Raw genomic sequence first — 24955 nt, 5'->3', positions numbered from 1 at the left:
CCCGCGGGCCGGCACGCGCCGGCCCGCGGACCCCGGGGAGATCAGAACAGCAGGTTGTACTGGTTGAAGCCGGTGCCCAGGCTCCTGCGGGATGCGAAGAGGTCGCTGGACGCCTTGTTGGTGCCGGCGTACAGCCAGAGCGTGCCGCCCGAGTCGCGGGCCATGACGTCGGCGATGCCGTCGCCGGTCACGTCGCCGTCGGTCACGTACGACGTGAAGTTCCAGCCGGTACGGGCCTGGATGCGGGCCGCGAACGGGGTGTGCTCGACCTGCGTGCCCCGGTACAGGTACAGGACGCCGGAGCCGTTGCGGACCAGCAGGTCGGCCTTGCCGTCGCCGGTCAGGTCGCCGCGGCCGAAGACCTTGACGCCCTTCCATGCCTTGTCGACGACCTTGACCTTGCCGTAGAACTCCCCGTTGCCCTTGCCCGGGTAGAGGTACGTCGAGCCGTCGGTGTCGACCGCGACGAGGTCGGGGCGGGAGTCACCGGTCAGGTCGCCGGGGATGGCGTACGACGTGTAGCCGCCCCACACCGAGGTGACCGGCATCCACGCGAAGTCGCCCGCCGCGTGGTCGAAGTAGCTGCGGTACAGCTTGCCGTCGGCCTTGTCGCGGACGATCAGGTCCTGGTAGAAGTCCCGGTCCAGGTCGGCCTGGAGGATCCAGCTCGCCGTCTGCCAGCCGTTGCCCTGGTAGGCACGCGTCGCCAGCGAGGTGCCCTTGCTGTCCTGCTGGAAGAGGCCGCCGGAGGGCGTGCGGGCGAGCAGGTCGGCGCGGCCGTCGAAGCTCAGGTCCGTGTCGTCGATGCGCGGCTGGGCCGCCCACACGTACGAGGACACCTTGGTGAACACCGGGTAGGCGCCCCGCGCGGTGCAGCCGGCCACACCCCACGAGACGATGCCGACGACCCGGCCGCCGACGATCACCGGGCCGCCGGAGTCGCCGTTGCAGGGACTCGTGGTGCCCTCGTCGGTGCCGGTCGCGGGGGTGCCCGCGCAGAACATCGAGCCCTCGGCGAAGTCGTCCTCGCCGAGCACCGTCTTCATCGCGCTGTCGCAGGTGGCGTCGGCGACCAGCGGCAGGCTCGCCTTGCGCAGGGTCGCCGACAGCTCGGCGCCGTCGGCACCCGAGGTCAGGCCCCAGCCGTAGACGGTGGCCTGGGTACCGGCCTTGTAGGACGCGCTGTCGTTGCTCTGGACGAGCTTCGTCCACTGCTGTTCCAGCGGCCGGTCCAGGGTGAGGACGGCGATGTCGTTCCGGGTCGTCGCGGCGTCGTACTTCGGGTGGTTCCACTGGCGCCAGACACCCGCGACGGTGCCGTTGGTGTCGTCGAGCAGGCCGGTGGCGCCGGCCACGACCGCGCCCTTGGCCGTCCAGTCCAGACCGGCGACGCAGTGGGCGGCGGTGAGGACCTTGTTCGGGGCGACGAGGGTGCCGCCGCAGAAGTAGCCGTCGCCGGTCGCGCTGTCGTAGTACGAGAGCTGGACCATCCACGGCGCCGACGCGATCGACGTCTCGCTGCCGCCGATGACGAACGGCGTCTTCTTCGGCCGGGTCGCGGGGACGGCCTGCGTCCTGGCGGCCTCGACGGCACGGTGGCGCAGTTGGGCGTCGGAGGCGGTGGGCGCCGGGTTCACGGTCCGGGCCACGCTCGCGTCGGGCAGTCCGGGAGGGGTGTCGGCCGCGGTGGCGGGGTGCGCCGCGAAGGCGCCGGCGCCGGTCAGCGCCAGCGCGAGAGCGGCCGTGGGCAGCGCGGTGACGGTGCGTCTCCAGCGGCCGCGTGGGGCAGGTATCACTCAGGGCTCCTGGTGTGGTGATGGTCTCGGAGGCGGGGATCGTAGGCCCCGCGCGGCCCCGCGCACCCGGTGTTCGCACCGGCCCGGAGAGTGTTGGCCCGGCCCCCTCCGCAGCATCACTCGCCCGCAACCCGCCGTTTCCCCGGGCGTCTTTATTTCGGGCAAACAGGGTTCTGCCGGGACTCTCAGGGCACACTCAGGTGACTCTCATGTCCGCGCCACACGCTGGTCCACATGACCGAGACCTTCCGCCGCAGCGGCGAGTACCCCCAGGGCAGCACCTTCGACCAGCCGTCCCACCCGTACTCCGAGAACGCCTCCGCGCAGGGCGCCTACCCGCCCCCGCCGGCCCACGAGCCGGCGCAGCCGCTGAGCGTCGCCCCGGGCACCACGGTGTGGCCGGGCAGCGGCGACGGCGGCCACGGCGACGGCCACACCGCGCAGTTCGCGGCCTACGGCGCCGAGCCGCCGGCCGGCGGCGGGGGCCCGGGGCTCGCCGTGGCCGAGCCCGCGCCGCGCAAGAAGCGGCTGCGCGGCCCGGTCGGGCTGCTCGCGGCCGTGGCGATCGCGGCGGCGGCCGTCGGCGGCGGCACCGCGTACGCCTTCCAGGAGCTGACCGGCTCGGACACCACCGCCTCCAGCGCCACCAGCACCAACGTCGTGCCCAGCAGCCAGAAGGGCACCGTCTCCGGGGTCGCCACGGCGGTCAGCCCGTCGATCGTCGAGGTCAACGCGTCGCTGAGCTCGGGCTCCTCCACCGGCTCCGGCGTGATCCTCACCAGCGACGGCGAGATCCTCACCAACAACCACGTCATCTCCGGCGCCTCCTCGATCAAGGTGCGGACGAGCGACGGCACGTCGTACACCGCCGAGGTCGTCGGCACCGACGCCAAGAAGGACCTGGCGCTCATCAAGTTGCGGAACGCCTCGGGCCTGAAGGCCGCCACGCTCGGCGACTCCTCCGGCGTCAAGGTCGGCGACCAGGTCGTCGCCATCGGCTCCCCCGAGGGCCTGACCGGCACCGTCACCAGCGGCATCGTCTCCGCCCTGAACCGTGACGTCACCGTCTCCACCGACGAGGGCCAGCAGCAACAGCAGCAGGGCGGCGGCAGCGGCCAGTGGCCGTTCGAGTTCGGCGGCCAGGAGTTCAACGGCGACACCGGCTCGTCCACCACGACGTACAAGGCCCTCCAGACCGACGCGTCCCTCAACCCCGGCAACTCCGGCGGCGCCCTCATCGACATGAACGGCAACGTCATCGGCATCAACTCGGCTATGTACTCGGCCGGTTCGGACTCCTCGTCGTCCTCGTCGAGCGCGGGCAGCGTCGGCCTCGGCTTCGCCATCCCGATCAACACCGTCAAGGCCGACCTCGACACGCTGCGCGCCGGCGGCGCCGACAGCTGACCGTCCCCGACCCGGGAGGACCCGTCATGACCACCGTGACCAGCACGAACAGCACCGTTCACCGTCACTCCGAGGCCGCCGGGCCGGCCGACCTCGGCCTCGCCCTCACCGTCGCCTCGGCGCTGCACCCGCCCGTCACCCGCGCGCCCGAAGTGGTGCCGACGGCGAAGCGCCGCGCCGCACGCGGCCGCCGCGCGGCCGTGCGAGGCTGAGAACCGCCCGCCCGTACCGATCCGTTAGGAAGCGCAGCCCATGAGCCCCGCCGAAGGCGACCGCGACGCCCAGCACCGCATCCTCATCGTGGACGACGAGCCCGCGGTGCGCGAGGCCCTCCAGCGCTCCCTCGCCTTCGAGGGCTACGCCACCGAGGTCGCCGTCGACGGCGCCGACGCGCTGGAGAAGGCCGCCGCGTACCAGCCTGACCTGGTCGTCCTCGACATCCAGATGCCCCGCATGGACGGCCTGACCGCCGCCCGCCGGCTCCGCGCCACCGGCTCCACGACCCCGATCCTGATGCTCACCGCGCGCGACACCGTCGGGGACCGGGTCACCGGGCTCGACGCGGGCGCCGACGACTACCTGGTCAAGCCGTTCGAACTGGACGAGCTGTTCGCGCGGGTCCGGGCGCTGCTGCGGCGCAGCTCCTACGCTGCCGCCGCCGGCTCCGCCGTGGACGACTCCGATGTGCTGTCCTTCGCCGACCTTCGCATGGATCTGGCGACCCGTGAGGTGACCCGGGGCGACCGTACGGTCGAGCTGACCCGTACCGAGTTCACGCTCCTCGAGATGTTCCTGGCCCACCCGCGCCAGGTCCTCACCCGCGAACAGATCCTCAAGGCCGTGTGGGGCTTCGACTTCGAGCCGTCGTCCAACTCCCTGGACGTGTACGTGATGTACCTCCGGCGGAAGACCGAGAGCGGGGGCGAGCCGCGGCTCGTTCATACGGTGCGGGGTGTGGGGTACGTGCTGCGGTCCGGCGGCGCGGAGTGAGCGCAGTGCTTCGCCGGTTGCGGGGGTTGCCGTTGCGGTCGCGGCTGGCCGTACTGACCGCGGCTGCCGTGGCGTTCGCCGTCGCGGCGGTGGCGGTGACCTGCTGGTTCATCGTGCGGGGCCAGCTGTACCGGCAGGTCGACGATGACCTGCGCGACTCCGTCAGCAACATCTCGCCCTCGGACTACGCCACGGTCGTCGCCACCTGTTCGCCGTCGCCCTCGACGGACAACCGGCCGCGTCCGGCCCAGATCTACTACGTCCAGGTCGTCAAGAGCGACGGCACCGTGTGCGTGTGGCCCAACTCCGTCGGCAGCGTGAAGACGACCGACGGGGACCAGGAGATCGCCGCCAGCAGCGACCCCACCCCGCGGTTCCGCAACGGCACGGCGGGCGACGGCACTTCCGTGCGCGTGATGACCCGGGCAGCCGTCACCGCCGGACCCGTACGCGGCGTGGTCCGGGATCTCGCCATCACCAGCGCGGTGCCGCTCGACGACACCACCCGCACCCTCAACCGGCTCGCCCTCGTACTGCTCCTGATCGGCGGCATCGGCGTGATCGGCTCGGGCGCCGCCGGCCTCTGGATCGCCCGTACCGGCCTGCGCCCCGTCGACCAGCTCACCGAGACCGTCGAGCACGTGGCCCGCACCGAGGACCTCACCGTCCGCATCCCCGTCGAGGGCGACGACGAGATCGCCCGGCTGTCCGCCTCGTTCAACTCGATGACGGCCTCGCTGGCGTCGTCCCGCGAGCTCCAGCAGCAGCTGATCGCCGACGCGGGGCACGAGCTGCGCACCCCGCTGACCTCGATGCGGACGAACATCGAACTGCTCACCCGCAGCGAGGAGACGGGCCGCGCCATCCCCCCGGACGACCGCAAGGCGCTGATGGCCTCCGTGAAGGCGCAGATGACCGAACTGGCCGCGCTGATCGGGGACCTGCAGGAGCTGTCGCGCACCGGGCTGGCCGGGAGCGACGGCCCCCTCAAGGTCGTCTCGCTGCACGAGACCGTCCGCACCGCCGTCGAACGCGTCCGGCTGCGCGGCCCCGAGCTGACCCTCGACGCCGAGCTGGCCCCCTGGTACGTACGGGCCGAGCCGGCGGCGCTGGAACGGGCGGTGGTGAACCTGCTCGACAACGCCGTGAAGTTCAGCCCGCCGAAGGGGACCGTCGAGGTCCGGCTGATGCGCGGCACGCTCACCGTGCGGGACCACGGCCCCGGCATCCCCGCCGATGAACTCCCGTACGTCTTCGACCGGTTCTGGCGCTCGCCCACGGCCCGCGCGCTGCCGGGGTCGGGGCTCGGCCTGTCGATCGTGGCCCGCACGGTCGAGGCGAGCGGCGGCGAGGTCGCGCTCGCGGCGGCCGACGGCGGCGGCACGGTCGCCACGCTGAAACTGCCGGGCGCGCCGACCCCGCCGCCGGAGATCCCCTGAGCCGGGGCGTCAGCCGCCGACCTGGAGCCCGGCGCCCGACAGGTCCACGCGGATGCCCTCCTTCTCCACGGTCACGTCGCGCAGCCGTACGTACCCGTGGTCGCCCGGCAGCTTCGGCAGCCGGAAGGCGAGGGAGAGCTGGTCGGCGAGCTGCGGCCGGGTGAGCTGGGAGAGGCCGTTGAGCAGCGACGGGTCCAGGCCCAGCTTCTCCAGGAGCCAGGGGTGGTCGATCGCGATGTCGATCAGGTTCATCCCCATCAGACTCTTCACGAAGCGGGGCGTGCCGGTCAGCTCGCTCACCTTCTTGTCGCCGCGCAGCGCCTGGCGGACGGCCGAGTCGGGGACCCCGGCGCGGTGCACGATGGCGGGGATCGACAGCAGCCGCTTGGCCTTGTCGGTCTCCTCGGTGATCCGCCGCACCGACTTGGCGGTCAGGTGCAGGCCCTCGTCGGCGCCCGTGCCGGGCCGGTAGGTGGCGAGGTCGCCGATGTCCAGGCGCATGCCGTCGATGTCGGTGGAGATGCCGGTTCCGCCGAGCCGGCGGATCGTGGCGTCGGCCCGCACCTTCACCTCGTGCCCGGCGACCGGCAGGGTGCCGCGGGCCAGCACCCCGTCGTGGCCGTGGCCGGTGAAGGTGACCTGGGAGGCACCCAGCTCCCGGTTCATGTCGGCGAAGCTGAGCAGCACCTCGCCGTGCATCGCGTCGACGTACGCGCCGCTGACGTCGGTGAGGCCGGAGCCCTCGATGCGTACGTCCTTCGCGGTCGCCTCGACCTTGGCGAGGGTGACGCGGTCCGCGGCGACGTCGGGGACGGTGACCTTCATCTCGTCGACGCGGCGGTCGGCGAGCTGGGTGAGGAAGGGGAAACCGCCGATCTCGACCTCGGGGGCCGCCGTCAGCTTCAGCTCCTTCTTGAGCTGCTGGGCGGCGCGGTGCTCCGTGTAGAGGACGGCCCAGCGGTCGGCGAGGGTGAGGAACGCGGCGAGGACGAGGACCCCGACGACGCCCTTGACCACGAGCGGCAGTCCGGCGAAGCGGTTGCGGCGGCGGCTGCCGCGCCGGTGGTTGGGCGGCAGCCAGTCGTCGTCAACGTGGTCGGGCCCGTGCGGGTCCTCGTGCAGGAACTCGTCGAGCGGGTTGTCCGCGAGCGCGGCCAGCTCCTCGTACGGGTTGGCCGTCCGCACGGGCTCCGGTGGAACCGCTGCGTCCGGCCAACCATCGGACGAGGTACGGGCGTTGGATATGCGGTGGGGGGTGCGCATCGGGAGATTCCACCACATACCCCGACCTGTCCCGCAAGCCTTACTCCCAGTAGGCGGGTAAACGTGCTGTTTCGCACGCCTCAGCGTCGCCGCAGCCGCCAGGCCGTGAGCGCCGTGCCCGCCGCCACCAGGAGCGCGGCCGCGAGCGCCGGCCAGGCCACCGAACCGAACCCGGCACCGGTCTGTGCCAGTTCACCGTCCCCGGGCGGGGCCGGCGGCACGGACGGCTGCGGCACACCCGGCGTGGCCGTCGGAGCAGGCGGCGTGACGGTCGGCGTCGGCGGTGTGACCGTCGGCGTCGGAGTCGGTGTCGGAGTCGTGACCGCCCGGTCCGTGTTCACGACCGTACAGGTCACCGCCGCCCCGGCCGCAACCGCCACCTTCCCGTCGGTCACCGGCACCGCGCCGCTGGAGGACTCGCATGCCCAGTCCCCCGCGTCATATGCCCCCGGCTCTTCCGGGCCGCCCGACTCGTCGACGAGCGTGCCCGCGGACGGTCACTTCACGATCGTGATCCGGTCCGCCTTCGGCGGCTCGATCGGGTCCGCCGCCGACGAATTGGCGGTCAGGTAGTCGTTGAACGCCTTCAGGTCGTCCGCGCCGACCAGCGGGTTCTTGCCCTGCCCGAGCGCCGTGAAGCCGTCGCCGCCGCCCGCGAGGAAGGAGTTCATCGCGACGCGGTAGGTGGCGGCCGGGTCGATCGCGGCCCCGTCCAGCCTGATCGAGTCGACGACGACCCGGGCCGCGCCCGCCTTCGTCATGTCGAGCGTGTACGTGAGCCCGGCCGACGGCTGCAGGATCTTCGGCGAGGCCTCGTTCGGACCGCTGACCTGCTGCTGCAGCGCCTGGATCACCTGCGCGCCGGTGAGGTCGACGAGATTGACCGTGTTGCTGAACGGCTGCACGGTGAACGCCTCGCCGTACGTCACGACCCCGTCGCCCTCGCTGCCGCTCGCCTTGAACACCAGGTCGGAGCGGACCCCGCCCGGGTTCATCAGGGCCAGACCCGCCTTGGGGTCGAGGGACTTGGCGTGCGCGAGCTGCGCGTCCGCGATCAGGTCGCCGAGCGGCTCCTCGGGCGTACCGGCGCCACGGCCCGGGATGTCCGCGGAGATGTGACCGACGGCCTGGTTCGCGACGGGCGCGGCGAGCTTGTTCCACCGGCCGATCAGCTCGGTCATGTCGGGCGCCTTGGCCTGGGTGCGGGCCACCACGTGGTTCGCGGACTTCACCGACGTACGGACGATGTCCTTGGTGCGGCGGTCGTAGGTGAGCGTGGTGTCCGTGTAGAGCTTCCCGTACGAGGACGCCGACGTGACCATGCGCGGCTTGCCGGACGGATCGGGGATCGTGCACACGTACGCGTTGTGCGTGTGGCCGGTGACCAGGGCGTCGACCCTCGGCGTGATGCCCTTGGCGATGTCGACGATCGGGCCGGAGACGCCGGCGCCCGCGCCCGGGGAGTCGCAGTCGTAGTTGTACGCGGACGAGGCCGGGGCGCCGCCCTCGTGGATGAGGGCGACGATCGACTTCACGCCCTGCTTGTCGAGGATCTTCGCGTACTTGTTGACCGTCTCGATCTCGTCGTGGAACTTCAGGCCCTTGACGCCGTCGGCGGACACGATGTTCGGCGTGCCCTCCAGCGTGACGCCGATGAAGCCGACCTTCACGCCCTTGTTCTTCCACACCCAGTACGGCTTGAGGACCGGCTTGCCGGTCTTCTCGTCCGTCACGTTGGCCGCGAGGTAGGGGTAGTCCGCGCCCTTGAACGTGCGGCCCTTCTCGTAGCAGCCGTCCTCGGGGTGGCAGCCGCCGTTCTGGATGCGCGCCAACTCCGCCGCGCCCTCGTCGAATTCGTGGTTGCCGACGCTGGTGACGTCCAGGTCCAGCTTGTTCATGGCCTCGACGGTCGGCTCGTCGTGGAAGAGGCCGGACAGCAGCGGGCTCGCGCCGATCAGGTCGCCGGCGGCCGCCGTGACGCTGTACGGGTGCCCCTTGCGGGCCGTGCGCAAGGACGTGGCCAGGTACTCGGCGCCGCCCGCGTCGACCTGCTTCGTGGTGCCGTCGGCCTGCTTCTCGGTGACCTGCCCGGACGACCCGGCCGGCGGCTCCAGGTTCCCGTGGAAATCGTTGAACGACAGCAGCTGTACGTCCTGGTAGCGGCCCTGGCCGTGGTGTCCGCCTCCGTGCCGGTCCTGGGCGGCGCCCGCGGGCAGCGCGGCGATCAGCGCACCGGCGGTGGTGAGGGTCGCGACGGCGCCGAGCGCCGCTCTCAGACGGCGACCTGGCCGACGGGTCGTTCCGGGCATGCAATCCCCCCTGGGGTGATCTGCGATGACTTCGACTGCGGCGAAAGCCTAGGGTCAACGCGCGTAGCACAACAGAGGTTTGCGGGTTACGAGCAGGTTGCCGTCCGTCGCCCGGGGCCGCGCCCGGACCGTGCCCCGACCCCGCCGGCCGCTCCCCGCCGGGGTCGCGCCGTACCCTCGTACCCATGACCACCGACCCCGCCTCCGCCAGCGATCCGGCCGCCTCTGGGCGCCAGATCGACACCCTCTCCGCCCTGTCCGACGCGCAGTCCGCCGCCGTGCTCGCGCTGCTGACCGACGCCGCCCGCACCGACGGGCAGCAGGCCGTGTCGGAGCAGGGGCGGCTGCAGCTGCGGGGCGGGGAGCGGGAGGGCGTCCGGCATCTTCTGCTCACCGTCGGCGGCGAGCTGATCGGGTACGCGCAGCTGGAGGACACCGACCCGGTCGAGGCACCGACCGCCGAGCTGGTCGTGCACCCGGCGCGCCGCGGGCGCGGGCACGGGCGGGCGCTCGGCGCGGCGCTGCTGGCCGCCTCCGGGAAGCGGCTGCGGGTGTGGGCGCACGGCGGGCACGGCGCGGCCCGGCATCTCGCGCAGGTGCTCGGCCTGACCCTGTTCCGTGAACTGCGCCAGATGCGGCGGTCGTTGACCGATCTGGAGCTGCCCGAGCCGGCGCTGCCCGCGGGGGTCCGCATCCGTACGTTCGTCCCCGGCCAGGACGACGCGGCCTGGCTCGCGGTGAACGCGGCGGCGTTCGCGCACCACCCCGAACAGGGCGCCCTCACCCAGCGCGACCTGGACGACCGCAAGGCCGAGCCGTGGTTCGACCCGGCGGGCTTCTTCCTCGCGTTCAGGAACGACGAGCTGGTCGGCTTCCACTGGACGAAGGTGCACGCCGAGGAGGGGCTCGGCGAGGTGTACGTGGTGGGCGTCGCGCCCGGCAACCAGGGCGGCGGCCTCGGCAAGGCGCTGACCACGACGGGCCTGCGCCACCTGGCCGCGGCCGGGCTGCCGACGGCGATGCTGTACGTCGACGCCGACAACAAGGCGGCGGTGAGCGTGTACGAGCGCCTCGGGTTCAGCACGTTCGAAACGGACCTGATGTACCGCACCGAGTCCTGACCTGCGCTTTTCGCGGGTTCGAGCGGGTTACAGGAGCCTTCGGGGACTTCGAGGGGGCGGCGTCGCTTGACGCCGCCCCCTCTCTTGCATCACCCTTTCACTACTTGATTAGTGAAAGGGGGGTACGCCAGTGGGCGAGCGCGAGTACGTGATCGAGTTCCGGATCGACCGCCACAGCGGCGTCGCCACCTACCTCCAGATCGTCCACCAGACCGAGCAGGCCCTGCGCATGGGCATGCTCGAGCCGGGCGACAAGCTGCCCACGGCCCGCGAGGTCGTCGAGGCGACGGCCATCAACCCGAACACCGTGCTCAAGGCGTACCGCGAGCTGGAGCGGGCCGGGCTCGTCGAGGCCCGCCGGGGCCTGGGCACGTTCGTCCGCAGATCCCTCGGATCCGCCCCGGCCGACTCGCCGCTCAAGGCGGAGCTCGACGACTGGACGAGACGGGCGACGGAGGCGGGGCTCGACCGCGAGGACGTGGCGGCCCTGTTCGGCAACGCGTTGGAAGCACACTTCAGCACCACCACCAGGGGGACCCCATGAGCACGGCCATCGAGGCCACCGGCCTCGTCAAGCGGTACGGCCGGCACGGCGCCGCGGCGCTCGACGACTGCTCCTTCCGACTGCCCGAGGGCCGGATCAGCGCCCTCGTCGGGCCCAACGGAGCGGGCAAGTCCACCCTGTTGGCGATCGCCGCGGGCCTGCTGCGGCAGACCTCGGGCCGGATCGACGTCCTGGGCGGCGCGCCCGGCGAGACCCGCGCCAAGGTCGCCTACCTCTCGCAGGACAAGCCCCTGCACCCCCAGCTGTCCGTCGCGGACACGCTGCGCCTGGGCGCCGAGCTGAACCCAGGCCGGTGGGACGCGGCGTACGCGGCGAAGATCGTCGAGCAGGGGGACCTCTCCCCCGCGGCACGGGTCCGCTCGCTCTCCGGCGGCCAGCGCACCCGCGTCGCCCTCGCCCTGGCCCTCGGCAAGCGGCCCGAGCTGATGCTCCTGGACGAGCCGATGGCCGACCTGGACCCGCTCGCCCGGCACGAGCTGATGGGCACCCTGATGGCGGACGCCGCCGAGCACGGCACGACCGTGCTGATGTCCTCGCACATCGTGGCCGAGCTCGCCGACGCCTGCGACCACCTGCTGCTCCTGAGCGGCGGCCGGATCCGGCTCGGCGGCGGCATCGACGACCTGCTCGGCGCGCACAGCCTGGTCACCGGCCGCGGCGACCTGTCCGGCCACACGGTCGTCGAGTCCCGCGCCTCGGGCCGCGGCACCACCGCCCTGATCCGCCGCGACGGCCCGCTCGACGACGGCTGGCAGGTCCAGGAGCCCTCCCTGGAGGAGCTGCTGCTGGCCCATCTGCGCGCCCCCGACGCCCCGGCCCTCGTCACCCCGGGCACCTCCGCCCGCACGTCCGGCACGGCGGTGTCCGCATGAGCGCCCCGACCCTCGACCGGCCCGCCCCGCAGGCCCCGGTGCGGCGCACCCTGCCGGGCGCCGACGGCCTGGTGTGGACCGTGCTGCGGCTGCACCGCACCGCCCTGTGGGTGTGGGTGGCCTACGTCGCGATCAGCCTGGCCCTGCTGCTGTGGCTGTGGGGACCGGGCTCGTCCGCCGCGCAGCACGCGTTCGACGCGTTCGGGTACGCGGGAGCGCAGGACGACGCCTGGAAGGGCCTGACCGCGGGCATCCCCTTCGTCGGCTCCTTCGACTCCCTCTTCTACGAGCCCGCCTCGCTGATCCGGATCGCCATGGTCGCGATCGCGGTCTTCGCCGCGGGCCCGCTGATCGGGCGTGAACTGGAGTCCGGCACCGCACAGTTGGCGTGGACGCAGTCCGTGTCGCCGGCCCGCTGGCTCGCCGCCAAGCTGGCCGTGCCCGCGGTGTTCCTCACCGTCGGCACCGCTCTGATCGTCGCCCTGTACTGGGTGGTGTGGGACGCGCACAACCATCTGCTCGTCGCCGGCATCGGGCCGCGCTCCTTCGTCTTCTCGACCGGCCCGGCGACCGTCGCGAACGCCCTGTTCGGGCTCGCGCTCGGCGTGCTCGCCGCGCTGGTGCTGCGCCGCACCCTGCCCGCGATCGCGGTGGCCGGGATCGCACAGTTCCTGGCCGGCGCGCTGCGCCTCAACTCCTGGCCGTTCCAGGGGAATCGTCAGCAGCCCGAGCTCCCCGTGCACAGCAAGGCCCTCACGTCCACCGGCGCCGAGGTCCGCGACCCCGGCTGCTATCTGGACCAGAACTGCCTCGACCAGCACCACATCACCGGCTTCACCCGGCACTACCTGCCCTCCCCCGACTTCTGGCCCCGCCAGCTCGCGGAGACCGGCATCCTGCTCGGCCTCACCGCGCTCGCCGTGGTCGCGGCTTTCCTGGTGCTGCGCCGGTTCCAGCCCAAGAAGGGGGCGACCGCATGAGCCTGGCACTGACCCGGCCGACCGGCCTGACCTGGACGGTGCTGCGCCTGCACCGCATCGCCCTGTGGCTGTGGGTCGCCTACGTCGTCGTCGCGGCGGGCGTCCTGGTGTGGCTGTGGGGGCCGGGCACCGCGGGGCTCGACATCACCGGGCACTGCGTGGCGGGCATCGGCAACTCCTGCTCCGCGCACGGCCCGACCGAGAACATGTACTTCCACGCGCTCGACGCCGTCCAGGCGTCCGTGGGCGTCGTCCCCCTGGTCGTCGCGGTGTTCACCGGCGGCGTGCTCATCGGCCGCGAACTGGAGCGCGGCACCGCCCAGTTGGCCTGGACGCAGTCCGTGTCGCCGGCCCGCTGGTTCACCGCGAAGCTGGCGCTGCCCGCCCTGTTCCTCACCGTCGGCACCGGCCTCCTGGTGGTGCTGCGCCACGCGGTCGCCGCGCAGGCCCCGATGCTCCCCGCGAACCAGTGGTACGCGTCGGGCACCTTCGATGTCCTCGGCACGACGGCCGTGGCGCTGCCCCTGCTCGGCCTGGCGTGCGGAGCCCTCGGCGCCTTCTGGCAGCGCAAGGCCCTGTCCGCGGCGGTCTTCTCCGGCGTGCTCCTGCTCCTGATGATCCTGCTCGCGCAGGTGGTCCGCCCGTATCTGTGGCCCGCCGTCACCCGGACCGGCAGCCTCGACAAGGGCTATCCCGGCTTCACCGGCGACGTCCTGGACGAGGGCGCGATCACCGGCTCGGGCGCCCATGTCAAGGACCCCCTGTGCATCGACGACCGCGCCTGCCTCACCGACCACGACATCACCGGCTTCTACACCAAGGGCCACCCGCCGTCGCACTTCTGGCCGCTGCAGCTCATGGAGACGGCCCTGCTGCTCGCCCTGTCCGCTCTCATGGCGGCGGCCGCGTACCGCATCCTGAAGAAGAGAGTCGCCGCATGAACTCCCTGTCCCACGCCCGGCTGCTCGCGAGGCCGCTCGTCCGGCTGACGTCCTCGGCCCTCGCCGCCTCCACGGCACTCCAGTTCTGGACGCAGGGGACGACAGAGCCGACCCACGGGAAGAGATCCGGCTCATGACGTACACCCTCCCGGCCCCCGCGCGCGGCCTGCGCCCGGCCGGCACTGTGTGGACGGCGCTGCGCCTGCACCGCACGGCGCTGCGGATCTGGGTGGCGTTCGTGCTCCTCACCGGCATCACCCTGGTGTGGATGTGCGGGCCCGGGGTGGGCGCCGCCCGGCGGTACTAAGAGGCGCACTGCACGGGCACGGACACGTGCGACTCCGCCGGAGCGCTGGGGCGGTACACCCTGCTGACGGATCTCGTCGGCGGGGCGCTCACGGCCGTCCCCTTCGCCGTCGCCGCGTACGCCGCCGCCGTGCTGGTCGGTCGGGAGCTGGAGCGGGGCACGGCCGCCGTGCTGTGGACGCAGTCGGTCACCCCGGCGCGCTGGCTGGCCACGACGCTGGCCGCCCCCGCGGCGCTGATCGTCGCGGGCCTGACCCCGCTCACGGTCCTCAGCCGTTCGGCGTGGGCCGGCTCCCGCGACTTCCTGAACACCGAGTGGTACGAGGACGGTGTCTTCGCCTCCACCGGACTGCTCCCGGTCGCGTACGCCTTCCTCGGCCTCGCCCTGGGCGCGCTCGCGGCCCTGCTGACCCGAAGCTCCCTCAAGGGCACGGCGGGCGCGGTCGCCGCACTGTTCGCGGTGTCCACCGTCGTCGGGCGCTACCGCGTCAGCCTGTGGCCGACCGTCACCGACACCGGCACCAAGGCACTCAATGTGCCTCCTCAAGCACAGGAGTTGACACACGGCGCGGTCACGTCGGACGGCGCGCGCATCGCGAACGACTGGGCGTGCGTCGACTCCGACCACCCCGCCGACATACGGCGCTGCATGGACCGCTCCGGCCTGAGCGACTTCTGGGCCACGTACCACCCCGCGTCCCACTACTGGCCCCTCCAACTTGCGGAATCGTTCACCGTCCTTACGATGGCCGCGGCCGCCACCGCCGCCGCCTTCTGGCTGTTGAAACGCCGTACCGCCTGACACGGGCCGGGCCCGTGGACGCCGGGGGGCCGCCCGCCCATAGCCCGCACGTCATGTCTCCGTAACCAGCGATTCAGACGGGCTTGCGACCCTCACGGAATGCAGCCCCCCGCGCCCGACCCCTCGAAGGCCCCGCCGGAGCCCGCCCCTCAGGGCAGGCTCCGTCTCGCGCCCGCGCCCTCCGACGTCGTCGACGCGCCCGAGACGCCCTCCGCGCGGAAGAATGGGGCCATGAGCCAGCCGAACGCCGCACAGGACCCGACCGCCCCGGCCCCCTCGGCCCCGCAGCCCCAGCCGTCCGTGGGCTCCCTCGCCGCGCACCGCCCGCATCCCGTGGCGGCCGGCGACTTCGACAGCAAGCTCGCCGGGATCGTCGCCGACATCGACGCGGATCCCGACGACTACGAGGACGAGTACGCGGGACGGGACGGCGCGGAGCTCCCGCAGGGCCGCTTCCTGGACCGCGAGCGCAGCTGGCTGGCGTTCAACGAGCGGGTCCTGGAACTGGCCGAGGACCCGAACACCCCCCTCCTGGAGCGCGCGAACTTCCTGGCGATCTTCGCCTCGAACCTCGACGAGTTCTTCATGGTCCGCGTGGCCGGCCTCAAGCGGCGCATCGCGACCGGCGTCGCCACCCGTTCGGCCTCGGGACTGCAGCCCCGCGAGGTCCTGGAGCTGATCTGGAACCGCTCCCGCGAGCTCATGGCCCGGCACGCCGCCTGCTACCAGGAGGAGGTCGCCCCGGCCCTGGCCGACGAGGGCATCCACGTCGTGCGCTGGAACGAGCTCACGGAGAAGGAACAGGCCCGGCTCTACACGCTGTTCATGCACCAGATCTTCCCGGTCCTGACCCCGCTGGCCGTCGACCCCGCGCACCCGTTCCCGTACATCTCGGGCCTCTCCCTCAACCTCGCGGTCGTGGTGTCGAACCCGGTCTCCGGCCACCGCCACTTCGCCCGCGTCAAGGTGCCGCCGCTGCTGTCCCGCTTCCTGGAGGCCGCCCCGCAGCGCTACGTCCCCATCGAGGACGTCATCGCCGCGCCCCGGCACCTGAGCGAGCTGTTCCCCGGCATGACGATCGAGGAGCACCACATGTTCCGCGTCACGCGGAACGAGGACCTGGAGGTCGAGGAGGACGACGCCGAGAACCTCCTCAAGGCGCTGGAGAAGGAGCTCATGCGGCGCCGCTTCGGTCCGCCGGTGCGCCTGGAGGTCGAGGAGAGCATCGACTCCGAGGTACTCAGCCTGCTGGTACGGGAGTTGAAGATCAGCGAGGCCGAGGTGTACCCGCTGCCCGGCCCCCTCGACCTCACGGGCCTGTTCTCCATAGCGGGCCTGGACCGGCCCGAGCTGAAGTACCCGAAGTTCGTCGCGGGCACCCACCGCGACCTCGCCGAGGTCGAGTCGTCCTCCGCGCCCGACATCTTCGCCGCCCTGCGCAGCCACGACGTGCTGCTGCACCACCCGTACGACAGCTTCTCCACCTCCGTACAGGCCTTCCTGGAACAGGCGGCCAACGACCCGGACGTGCTGGCCATCAAGCAGACGCTGTACCGGACGTCGGGCGACTCGCCGATCGTGGACGCGCTGATAGACGCCGCGGAGTCCGGCAAGCAGGTCCTCGTCCTGGTGGAGATCAAGGCGCGCTTCGACGAGCAGGCCAACATCAAGTGGGCGCGGAAGCTGGAGGAGGCCGGCTGCCATGTCGTCTACGGTCTCGTCGGCCTGAAGACGCACTGCAAGCTGTCGCTCGTCGTCCGGCAGGAGGGCGACCAGCTCGTCCGCTACTCGCACGTCGGCACCGGCAACTACCACCCCAAGACGGCCCGCCTGTACGAGGACCTGGGGCTCCTGACGGCCAACCAGGAAGTCGGGGCCGACCTCTCCGACCTCTTCAACCGGCTGTCCGGGTACTCGCGCCGCGAGACCTACCGCCGTCTCCTCGTCGCCCCCAAGTCCCTGCGCACGGGCCTGGTCACGCGGATCGAGAAGGAGGTCCAGCACCACCGTGCGGGCCGCCCCGCACACGTCCGCATCAAGGTGAACTCGATGGTCGACGAGGCCGTCATCGACGCCCTGTACCGGGCGTCGCAGGCCGGTGTGCCGGTGGACGTGTGGGTGCGCGGCATCTGCGCGGTGCGGCCCGGGGTCGCCGGCCTGTCCGAGAACATCCAGGTCCGCTCGGTGCTCGGCCGCTTCCTGGAGCACTCCCGCGTCTTCGCCTTCGGCAACGGCGGGGAGCCCGAGGTGTGGATCGGCAGCGCCGACATGATGCACCGCAACCTCGACCGCCGCATCGAGGCCCTGGTCCGCGTCGAGGACCCGGCCCACCGCGCGGCCCTCAGCCGGCTGCTCGAAACGGGGATGTCCGACGCCACCGCCTCCTGGCACCTGGGCCCGGACGGCAACTGGACACGGCACGCGCTCGACGCGGACGGACGCCCCCTGCGGAACGTACAGGAGATGCTCATAGACGCCCGGAGGCGCCGGCGTGGCACAGCAACACCTTGAGTCCGGCACGGCGAACGACGTCCTGGCGTCCTATCTGCGGGCCCAGGCGACGGAGTTCCTGCGCGCACTGCGCCAGCACCGCGAGAGCGGCGCGGCCGGGGACACGGCGGGCGCGGCCCGCGCCCTGCGCCGCGCCGCCCGCCGCATCAGCGGCACGCTGCACACGTTCCGCCCGCTCCTGGACGCCGAGTGGTCCGACGCCCTGCGCCCCGAACTGGCCTGGCTGTCGGGCACGCTGGCGCAGGAGCACGCGTACGGGGACCGGCTGATCCGCCTGAACGAGGCCCTGCACCGGCTGACCACGTCCGGTACCACACCCGGCGCCGGCCGGCTGCCCCAACAGGCGGGCGGCGGAACCACGTTGACGCTCGGCGCGGCCAAGGCCGCGGCCCTGCTCGACCGCCAGCTGACGCTCGCCAAGACCCGGGCCCACAGCACGGCCCTGCAGAGCCTCGGCTCGTCCCGGTTCCACGCGGTGGCGGACAACGTCGCCGTGCTGGCCAGCGAGGTGCCGCTGTGCGGCGCGGAGACGGAGCTGAAGAAGCTCGCCGTGGCCGCCGAGACCCGGCTCACCGAGGCGGTCGCCGCCCTGCACCACACCGGCCACCCCTACAACGCGGACGCCGACACCCCCTGGCACCACGTACGGCTGCTGCTGCGCCTGCACCGCTACGCCCAGGAGGTCGCCGCGGACCTGCCCTCCACCGACGTACGCCGCCGGGAGGGCGAGGCGGCGCACGCCCTGAACGCGCACCGCGACGCGGCCGAGGCGGCCGGCGCGGCCGCGCACGCGGCCCGCACCCCGCGCATCGCCCCGGCGACGGCCTACGCCCTGGGCGTGCTCCACGCCGACCAGCGCCACCAGGTGGAGGCCGCAAGGATCGCGTTCGGAAAGGCTTGGCAACGAGAGGCGGTGGGAACCCCGTGACCGTGCACGACAACGACGACACGAACACCATCCGCGCGGCGGGCTGCGTCCTGTGGCGCCGCTCCCCCTTCGACGGCGGCCTGGAGATCTGCCTCGTCCACCGCCCCAAGTACGACGACTGGTCGCACCCCAAGGGCAAGCTGAAGCGCGGCGAGGACCCGCTCGTCGGCGCGCTGCGCGAGGTGCGGGAGGAGACCGGCCACGCGTGCGCCCCCGGCGCCACGCTGCCCACGGTCCGCTACGTCGCGAACGGCCGCCCCAAGACGGTCGACTACTGGGCGGCGGAGGTCGGCTCCGGCGGTTTCACGCCGAACCGCGAGGTCGACCGCATCGTCTGGCTGTCGCCGGCCGCGGCCCGCAACCGCCTGACCCAGCCCCGCGACCGCCGGCTCGTGGACGCACTCCTCGACGCGCTGCACCTGGCCTGAGCGGAACCGCGCCCACCGAATGACGTCGGTCGACGACCCGACGTGACCGCGCCGTGACCTAACCACACCGCCCGCTTAGGTTCACCCTCCGTTCACTCACGGCCGTCTGCCGCTTCACCTGATCTGCCTAATTTCAGCCGTGGACGGTGAGCCCCCGAGACGGGGATCAGCCTCATCGTTCACCTGAAACATCCGCAGACTTCGCACGCCGCCACAGAAGACAAGAGGCCGGCGGCTCCTGGAAGGAACATCCGAAGGTGAAGCTTCAGCGCAAGAACCGGCTCCGCGCCCTCTCCCTCGGCGCTCTCGCCGTCTCCGGCGCCCTGGCCCTCACGGCGTGCGGCTCCGACGACACCAACTCCACCGGCGGTGGCGGCGCCAGCTCGTCCGCCAAGGCCGGCAACATCAAGTGCGACGACGCCAAGGGCCAGCTCCTGGGCATCGGCTCCTCGGCCCAGGCCAACGCGATCGACGCCTGGCGCCAGGCCTACTCGCAGGCCTGCTCGGGTGTGCAGATCAACTACAAGCCCGACGGTTCCGGCGCCGGTGTCACCGCGTTCAACCAGGGCCAGGTCGCCTTCGCCGGTTCGGACTCGGCGCTGAAGCCCGAAGAGGTCACCGCCTCCAAGAAGGTCTGCTCCGGCGGCCAGGGCATCGACCTGCCGATGGTCGGCGGCCCGATCGCCGTCGCGTACAACGTCTCGGGCGTCGACAACCTCGTCCTGGACGCGCCGACCCTCGCCAAGATCTTCGACTCGAAGATCACGACGTGGAACGACCCGGCCATCAAGAAGCTGAACCCGGACGCGAAGCTGCCGTCCACGAAGATCCAGGCGTACCACCGCTCGGACGAGTCCGGCACCACGGACAACTTCACCAAGTACCTGAAGGCCACCGCCCCGAGCGACTGGAAGTACGAGGGCGGCAAGGCCTGGCAGGCCAAGGGCGGCCAGTCCGCGCAGGGCTCCTCCGGCCTGGCCCAGCAGGTCAAGCAGACCGACGGCGCCATCTCCTACTTCGAGCTGTCCTACGCCAAGGACGGCGTGAAGACCGTCGACATCGACACGGGCGCCTCGGCCCCGGTGAAGGCCACGACGGACAACGCCTCCAAGGCGATCGCCGACGCCAAGATCATCGGCTCCGGCAAGGACCTCGCCCTGGAGCTGAACTACGCGACCAAGGCCGACGGCGCCTACCCGATCACCCTGGTCACGTACGAGATCGTCTGCGACAAGGGCAACAAGGCGGACACCCTGGCCGCCACCAAGTCCTTCCTGACCTACACGGCCTCCGACGAGGGCCAGGCCGCCCTCGCCGACCTGGGCTACGCCCCGATCCCGGCCGAGATCAACGCGAAGGTCCGCGAGGCCGTCGCGAGCATCAGCTAGCCAAGCGTGCGGGCCACCCGACCGAACCCGGGTGGCCCGCACCGTCCGGTGCACCGCCGCCAGAAGTCCCGTACGCAACCCCCGTACACCCAAGGGACTTCGCAGACCGGAGAACCCCATGGACATAACCACGCAAGCACCCGCGCCACCGGCGCCCGCCGATCGCCCGAACCCAGCCCAGCAGAAGCGCGCCGCCCGCGGCGCCACCCGCCCCGGTGACCGCATCTTCCTCGGTCTCTCGCGCGGCTCGGGCATCCTGCTGCTGGTGATCATGGCCGCGATCGCGGTCTTCCTGACCTACCGCGCCTCGCTGGTCCTCTCGAAGAACGAGGGCAACTTCCTCACCACCTTCGAGTGGAACGCGACCGCGACCCCGCCCGTCTTCGGCATCGCCGTCCTCGCCTTCGGCACGATCGTCACCTCGATCATCGCCATGCTGATCGCAGTCCCCGTGGCCGTCGGCATCGCCCTCTTCATCACGCACTACGCGCCGAAGAAGCTGGGCGGCCCCATCGCCTACGTCATCGACCTGCTGGCCGCCGTGCCGTCCATCGTGTACGGCCTGTGGGGCGCCCTCTTCCTGGTGCCGCACATGCAGGGCCTGTTCGGCTGGCTCGACGACTACTTCGGCTGGACCGGGATCTTCGCCTGGCAGGGCGGCGCCCCGCGCACCCTGCTCACCGTCGGCATCCTGCTGGCGATCATGATCCTGCCGATCATCACGAACGTCTCCCGCGAGGTCTTCCGACAGGCCCCCCTGATGCACCAGGAGGCGGCCCTCGCGCTCGGCGCGACCCGCTGGGAAGTCATCCGCATGTCGGTCATCCCGTTCGGCCGCTCCGGTGTGATCTCCGCGTCGATGCTCGGCCTCGGCCGCGCGCTCGGCGAGACGATGGCCGTCGCCACGGTCCTCTCCCCCGACTTCCTGATCCACGCCAGCCTGCTCGACCCGGGCGGCGGCACCTTCGCGCAGAACATCGCCGCGAAGTTCTCCGAGGCCAACGACCAGGGCCGCGACGCCCTGATCGCCTCGGGTCTGGTCCTCTTCGTCATCACCCTGCTGGTCAACGGCGCCGCCCGGCTGATCATCGCCCGCCGCAAGGAGTACTCGGGGGCCAACGCATGAGCCACGCGACCGCACCTGCACCCGTGAAGCGCCCCTCGTCCCTGAGCGCCGCCCGCCTGCCCCGCTGGTCCCCCTGGGCCATCGCGGTCGGCTCGGTCGCCGCCGGCTGCGCGATCGGCCTCGGCGCCGGACTCGACAGCAAGATCCAGTGGGGCCTGCTCGCGGCGCTCCTGTTCGTCCTCGCCACCTACGCGCTCGGCGCCAAGGTCGAGGGCCGGCGCCAGGCCAAGGACCGGGTCGCGACCAGCATCGTCTGGGTCGCCTTCGTCCTGGCCGTGATCCCGCTCGCCTCCCTCGTCTACGAGACGGTCAAGCGCGGCATCAAGGTCCTCGACCCGTACTTCCTGACCCACTCGATGGGCTTCGTCACCGCGTACCAGCCCGGCGGCGGCATCTACCACGCGATCCTCGGCACCCTGGAGCAGGTCGGCCTCGCCACCCTGATCTCGGTCCCGATCGGCCTGCTCACGGCGATCTACCTGGTGGAGTACGGCCGCGGCAAGCTCGCGAAGGCGGTGACCTTCTTCGTCGACGTCATGACGGGCATCCCGTCGATCGTCGCGGGCCTGTTCATCCTCAGCTTCTGGATCCTGATCCTCGGCTTCGGCTTCTCCGGCTTCGCCGGCTCGATGGCCCTGTCGATCCTGATGATCCCGGTCGTGGTCCGCTCCACCGAGGAGATGCTCAAGCTCGTCCCGAACGAGCTGCGCGAGGCGTCCCTGGCCCTCGGCGTCCCGAAGTGGCGCACCATCCTCAAGGTCGTCCTGCCGACGTCGATCGGCGGCATCACGACCGGCGTGATGCTGGCGGTCGCCCGTATCGCGGGCGAGACGGCCCCGGTGCTGCTGCTGGTCTTCGGCAACCCGCTGATCAACGGCAACCCGTTCGACGGCCCGCAGGCCTCGCTGCCGCTGTACATCTACCAGCAGTACGCGAGCAGCGGCGGCAGCCAGGCGGCGTACGACCGCGCCTGGGCCGCGGCCCTGGTCCTCATCGCCTTCATCATGATCCTCAATCTCGTGGCCCGCGGCATCGCCCGCTGGAAGGCCCCGAAGTCCGGTCGCTGACGCGGCCATACGTAGCGACGTATCGGAAGTGAACTAGTTATGGCCAAGCGAATCGACGTCAGTGGGCTCACCGCCTACTACGGCTCCCACAAGGCGATCGAAGACATCTCGATGACGGTCGAGCCCCGCTCGGTGACGGCCTTCATCGGCCCGTCGGGCTGCGGCAAGTCGACGTTCCTGCGCACCCTCAACCGGATGCACGAGGTCACCCCCGGCGGCCGCGTCGAGGGCAAGGTCCTGCTGGACGACGAGGACCTGTACGGCAGCCACATCGACCCGGTCGCCGTGCGCCGCACGGTCGGCATGGTCTTCCAGCGCCCGAACCCCTTCCCCACGATGTCGATCTTCGACAACGTGGCGGCGGGCCTGAAGCTCAACGGCAAGTACAAGAAGTCCGAGCTGAACGACGTGGTGGAGAAGTCGCTCAAGGGCGCCAACCTCTGGAACGAGGTCAAGGACCGTCTGAACAAGCCCGGCTCGGGCCTGTCCGGCGGTCAGCAGCAGCGGCTGTGCATCGCCCGCGCCATCGCGGTCGAGCCCGACGTCCTGCTGATGGACGAGCCCTGCTCGGCCCTCGACCCGATCTCCACGCTCGCCATCGAGGACCTGATCGGCGAGCTCAAGGAGCGCTTCACGATCGTCATCGTGACGCACAACATGCAGCAGGCGGCCCGCGTCTCGGACCGCACCGCGTTCTTCAACCTCGCGGCGGTCGGCCAGCCCGGCAAGCTCATCGAGATCGACGAGACGGAACGCATCTTCTCCAACCCGTCGGTCCAGGCCACCGAGGACTACATCTCGGGCCGCTTCGGCTAGCCCACACCCCCACCGACCCCTCGTGGCGCTGCATGGCGGTGCCGCCACGAGGCAAGAGAAAAGGCCCGCCCCCGAGAGGGGGCGGGCCTTTTCAGTGCCTGGGCCGGGTGGGCCTGTCTTTCAGGGGCGCGGGGAACTGCGCGACCAGCCCCACCGGCGGTGAGCCGAAACTCAGCCGAAGGCCAGATAGACGATGCCGTAGCTCGCCGCGGCGACCAGCGCCGCCGCCGGCATCGTGATGAACCACCCGATGACGATGTTCTTGGCGACACCCCAGCGAACGGCGTTCACCCGCTTCGTCGCACCGACACCCATGATCGCCGAGGTGATGACGTGCGTCGTGGAGATCGGCGCGTGGAACAGGAACGCCGAGCCGAACATGATCGAGGCGCCCGTGGTCTCCGCGGCGAACCCCTGCGGCGGGTCCAGCTCGATGATCTTGCGACCCAGGGTCCGCATGATCCGCCAGCCACCGGCGTACGTACCGGCCGACAGCATCACGGCACACACGATCTTGACCCAGACCGGAATCGGGTCCTCGAACGTCTCGTGGCCGCCGATGACGAGCGCCATGACCACGATGCCCATGGTCTTCTGCGCGTCCTGCAGACCGTGCCCGAGCGCCATGCCGGCCGCCGAGACGGTCTGCGCGATACGGAATCCGCGCTTCGCCTTGTGCGGGTTGGAGCGCCGGAACAGCCACATGATGAGCGTCATCACCAGGTAACCGGCGACGAGACCGATCACCGGCGACGTGAACATCGGGATGACGATCTTCTCGAGCACGCCGGACCAGTACACGGTGGTCCCACCGGCCAGGGCCGCGCCGACCATGCCGCCGAACAGCGCGTGCGACGACGACGAGGGCAGCCCGAAGTACCAGGTGATGAGGTTCCACACGATCGCGCCCGCGAGGGCGGCGAACAGGATGCCCATGCCCTTCTGGCCCTCGGGCGTCGCGATGATGCCCTCACTGACCGTCTTGGCGACACCGCTGCCGAGGAAGGCACCGGCCAGGTTCATCACCGCGGCCATGGCCAGTGCCGCACGAGGCGTCAGCGCACGGGTGGATACGGATGTGGCGATCGCGTTCGCGGAGTCGTGGAAGCCGTTCGTGTACGTGAATCCGAGCGCGACGCCGATCGTCACGATCAGTGTGAAGGTGTCCATGAGCCGGCCTCAGGACTCCTTCACGGCGATGGTCTCCACCGTGTTGGCCACGTGCTCGAAGGCGTCAGCGGCCTCTTCCAGCACATCGACGATCTGCTTGAGCTTCAGCACCTCGATGGCGTCGTACTTGCCGTTGAAGAGCGTCGCGAGCAGCTTGCGGTGGATCTGGTCGGCCTGGTTCTCCAGACGGTTGACCTCGATCCAGTACTCGGTGAGGTTGTCCATGGTGCGCAGGTTCGGCATGGCCTCGGCGGTCAGCTCGGCCGCCCGCGCCAGCACCTCGATCTGCTGCTCCACACCCTTGGGGAGCTCCTCGACCTGGTACAGGACGACCAGGTCGACGGCCTCCTCCATGAAGTCCATGATGTCGTCGAGGGACGACGCGAGGTTGTAGATGTCCTCGCGGTCGAACGGCGTGATGAAGGAGGAGTTCAGCTGGTGGAAGATCGCGTGGGTGGCGTCGTCACCGGCGTGTTCGGCTGCCCGCATCCGCTCCGCGATCTCGGCCCGGGCGGAGGAATCCGCCCCGAGCAGTTCCATCAGGAGCTTCGAGCCCGTGACGATGTTGTCCGCGGACGCGGCAAACATGTCGTAGAAGCTCGTCTCCCTGGGGGTCAGACGAAAGCGCACGTGGGGTCCTCGGGGTGCTCTGGATTCGGTCAGGCTGATGCTAGGCGCATCATCCGGCCACGGCTAACCGGCGTTCCCCCAGTGTCGCCCATCAGGCACA

At 71.3% G+C, this 24955-nt stretch carries 25 protein-coding genes; 20 read left to right on the top strand and 5 right to left on the bottom strand.

Annotation, left to right across the window (positions count from 1 at the left end; genetic code table 11):
- Positions 1-41 precede the first annotated feature (41 nt).
- A complete protein-coding gene (locus tag ACQUQD_RS21965) occupies positions 42-1796 on the bottom strand; it encodes a trypsin-like serine protease (RefSeq protein WP_428953827.1) in 1755 nt (584 codons plus the stop codon).
- A 234-nt stretch (positions 1797-2030) separates the two neighbouring features.
- Between ACQUQD_RS21965 and ACQUQD_RS21960 the strand changes: the two genes are divergently transcribed.
- Genes ACQUQD_RS21960 through ACQUQD_RS21945 form a run of 4 tightly spaced genes read left to right on the top strand, consistent with a single transcriptional unit; the run spans position 2031 to position 5632 of the window.
- Positions 2031-3203, top strand: a complete 1173-nt coding sequence (locus ACQUQD_RS21960; RefSeq protein WP_428953826.1) for a S1C family serine protease — start codon at positions 2031-2033, stop codon at positions 3201-3203.
- Between the two features lie 26 nt (positions 3204-3229).
- Positions 3230-3415 carry a hypothetical protein gene (locus ACQUQD_RS21955; protein ID WP_428953825.1) on the top strand — a complete coding sequence of 62 codons (186 nt, stop codon included), beginning with the start codon at positions 3230-3232 and terminating at the stop codon, positions 3413-3415.
- 40 nt (positions 3416-3455) lie between these two features.
- The gene (locus ACQUQD_RS21950) at positions 3456-4193 is read left to right on the top strand and encodes a response regulator transcription factor (protein WP_428953824.1); all 738 of its coding nucleotides are present in this window, start codon (positions 3456-3458) and stop codon (positions 4191-4193) included.
- The gene (locus ACQUQD_RS21945; protein ID WP_428953823.1) at positions 4190-5632 is read left to right on the top strand and encodes a HAMP domain-containing sensor histidine kinase; all 1443 of its coding nucleotides are present in this window, start codon (positions 4190-4192) and stop codon (positions 5630-5632) included. Before ACQUQD_RS21950 ends, ACQUQD_RS21945 begins: the two co-directional genes overlap by 4 nt.
- A 9-nt stretch (positions 5633-5641) precedes the next feature.
- On the opposite strand, the gene ACQUQD_RS21940 is transcribed toward ACQUQD_RS21945, so the two are convergent.
- Positions 5642-6895 carry an LmeA family phospholipid-binding protein gene (locus tag ACQUQD_RS21940; protein WP_428953822.1) on the bottom strand — a complete coding sequence of 418 codons (1254 nt, stop codon included), beginning with the start codon at positions 6893-6895 and terminating at the stop codon, positions 5642-5644.
- A gap of 63 nt (positions 6896-6958) precedes the next feature.
- On the opposite strand from ACQUQD_RS21940, the gene ACQUQD_RS21935 reads away from it, so the two are divergent.
- A complete protein-coding gene (locus ACQUQD_RS21935) occupies positions 6959-7468 on the top strand; it encodes a hypothetical protein (protein WP_428953821.1) in 510 nt (169 codons plus the stop codon).
- Here the strand turns inward: ACQUQD_RS21935 and ACQUQD_RS21930 are convergent.
- Positions 7393-9204, bottom strand: a complete 1812-nt coding sequence (locus ACQUQD_RS21930) for a bifunctional metallophosphatase/5'-nucleotidase (protein WP_428953820.1) — start codon at positions 9202-9204, stop codon at positions 7393-7395. The two genes, ACQUQD_RS21935 and ACQUQD_RS21930, sit on opposite strands and share 76 nt — an antisense overlap.
- Before the next feature lie 185 nt (positions 9205-9389).
- Between ACQUQD_RS21930 and mshD the strand changes: the two genes are divergently transcribed.
- The 15 genes from mshD to pstB all read left to right on the top strand — a co-directional run bounded on the left by mshD (position 9390) and on the right by pstB (position 23055).
- Entirely contained in the window at positions 9390-10325 is a 936-nt protein-coding gene (gene mshD / locus ACQUQD_RS21925; protein WP_428953819.1) for a mycothiol synthase, read from the top strand.
- A 148-nt stretch (positions 10326-10473) separates the two neighbouring features.
- Positions 10474-10869 carry a GntR family transcriptional regulator gene (locus tag ACQUQD_RS21920; protein WP_428957624.1) on the top strand — a complete coding sequence of 132 codons (396 nt, stop codon included), beginning with the start codon at positions 10474-10476 and terminating at the stop codon, positions 10867-10869.
- Positions 10866-11762, top strand: coding sequence for an ABC transporter ATP-binding protein (locus ACQUQD_RS21915; RefSeq protein WP_428953818.1), 897 nt, complete (start codon positions 10866-10868; stop codon positions 11760-11762). Before ACQUQD_RS21920 ends, ACQUQD_RS21915 begins: the two co-directional genes overlap by 4 nt.
- Positions 11759-12742, top strand: coding sequence for a hypothetical protein (locus tag ACQUQD_RS21910; protein ID WP_428953817.1), 984 nt, complete (start codon positions 11759-11761; stop codon positions 12740-12742). Before ACQUQD_RS21915 ends, ACQUQD_RS21910 begins: the two co-directional genes overlap by 4 nt.
- Positions 12739-13683, top strand: coding sequence for an ABC transporter permease (locus ACQUQD_RS21905; RefSeq protein ID WP_428953816.1), 945 nt, complete (start codon positions 12739-12741; stop codon positions 13681-13683). The genes ACQUQD_RS21910 and ACQUQD_RS21905 overlap by 4 nt, the downstream gene beginning before the upstream one ends.
- Positions 13680-13820 (top strand): hypothetical protein, encoded by a 141-nt coding sequence (locus tag ACQUQD_RS21900; RefSeq protein ID WP_428953815.1) that lies wholly within the window; start codon positions 13680-13682, stop codon positions 13818-13820. The genes ACQUQD_RS21905 and ACQUQD_RS21900 overlap by 4 nt, the downstream gene beginning before the upstream one ends.
- On the top strand, positions 13817-13990 hold the full coding sequence (locus tag ACQUQD_RS21895; protein WP_428953814.1) for a hypothetical protein: 174 nt from the start codon (positions 13817-13819) through the stop codon (positions 13988-13990). The genes ACQUQD_RS21900 and ACQUQD_RS21895 overlap by 4 nt, the downstream gene beginning before the upstream one ends.
- A gap of 129 nt (positions 13991-14119) precedes the next feature.
- The gene (locus ACQUQD_RS21890) at positions 14120-14791 is read left to right on the top strand and encodes a hypothetical protein (protein ID WP_428953813.1); all 672 of its coding nucleotides are present in this window, start codon (positions 14120-14122) and stop codon (positions 14789-14791) included.
- 99 nt (positions 14792-14890) lie between these two features.
- Positions 14891-17302 (top strand): RNA degradosome polyphosphate kinase, encoded by a 2412-nt coding sequence (locus tag ACQUQD_RS21885; RefSeq protein WP_428953812.1) that lies wholly within the window; start codon positions 14891-14893, stop codon positions 17300-17302.
- Positions 17283-18230 (top strand): CHAD domain-containing protein, encoded by a 948-nt coding sequence (locus tag ACQUQD_RS21880; protein WP_428953811.1) that lies wholly within the window; start codon positions 17283-17285, stop codon positions 18228-18230. Before ACQUQD_RS21885 ends, ACQUQD_RS21880 begins: the two co-directional genes overlap by 20 nt.
- A complete protein-coding gene (locus tag ACQUQD_RS21875) occupies positions 18227-18658 on the top strand; it encodes an NUDIX hydrolase (protein WP_428953810.1) in 432 nt (143 codons plus the stop codon). The genes ACQUQD_RS21880 and ACQUQD_RS21875 overlap by 4 nt, the downstream gene beginning before the upstream one ends.
- Before the next feature lie 257 nt (positions 18659-18915).
- Positions 18916-20046: a phosphate ABC transporter substrate-binding protein PstS gene (gene pstS / locus ACQUQD_RS21870; protein WP_428953809.1), complete on the top strand. Its 1131-nt coding sequence runs from the start codon at positions 18916-18918 to the stop codon at positions 20044-20046.
- 118 nt (positions 20047-20164) lie between these two features.
- Positions 20165-21172 (top strand): phosphate ABC transporter permease subunit PstC, encoded by a 1008-nt coding sequence (gene pstC / locus ACQUQD_RS21865; RefSeq protein WP_428953808.1) that lies wholly within the window; start codon positions 20165-20167, stop codon positions 21170-21172.
- Entirely contained in the window at positions 21169-22239 is a 1071-nt protein-coding gene (pstA, locus tag ACQUQD_RS21860) for a phosphate ABC transporter permease PstA (RefSeq protein ID WP_428953807.1), read from the top strand. Before pstC ends, pstA begins: the two co-directional genes overlap by 4 nt.
- A 39-nt stretch (positions 22240-22278) precedes the next feature.
- Positions 22279-23055: a phosphate ABC transporter ATP-binding protein PstB gene (gene pstB, locus ACQUQD_RS21855; protein ID WP_428953806.1), complete on the top strand. Its 777-nt coding sequence runs from the start codon at positions 22279-22281 to the stop codon at positions 23053-23055.
- A 171-nt stretch (positions 23056-23226) separates the two neighbouring features.
- Here the strand turns inward: pstB and ACQUQD_RS21850 are convergent, their stop codons facing one another.
- Positions 23227-24225, bottom strand: a complete 999-nt coding sequence (locus ACQUQD_RS21850; protein ID WP_428953805.1) for an anion permease — start codon at positions 24223-24225, stop codon at positions 23227-23229.
- 9 nt (positions 24226-24234) lie between these two features.
- Entirely contained in the window at positions 24235-24855 is a 621-nt protein-coding gene (locus ACQUQD_RS21845; RefSeq protein WP_111665497.1) for a DUF47 domain-containing protein, read from the bottom strand.
- Positions 24856-24955: the final 100 nt, after the last annotated feature.

Origin of the sequence: Streptomyces sp. cg35, assembly GCF_050410835.1 — a bacterium.
GTDB lineage: Bacteria > Actinomycetota > Actinomycetes > Streptomycetales > Streptomycetaceae > Streptomyces.
The sequence above is the reverse complement of the archived record's forward strand: the minus strand, read 5'-3'. Positions and strand labels throughout refer to the sequence as shown.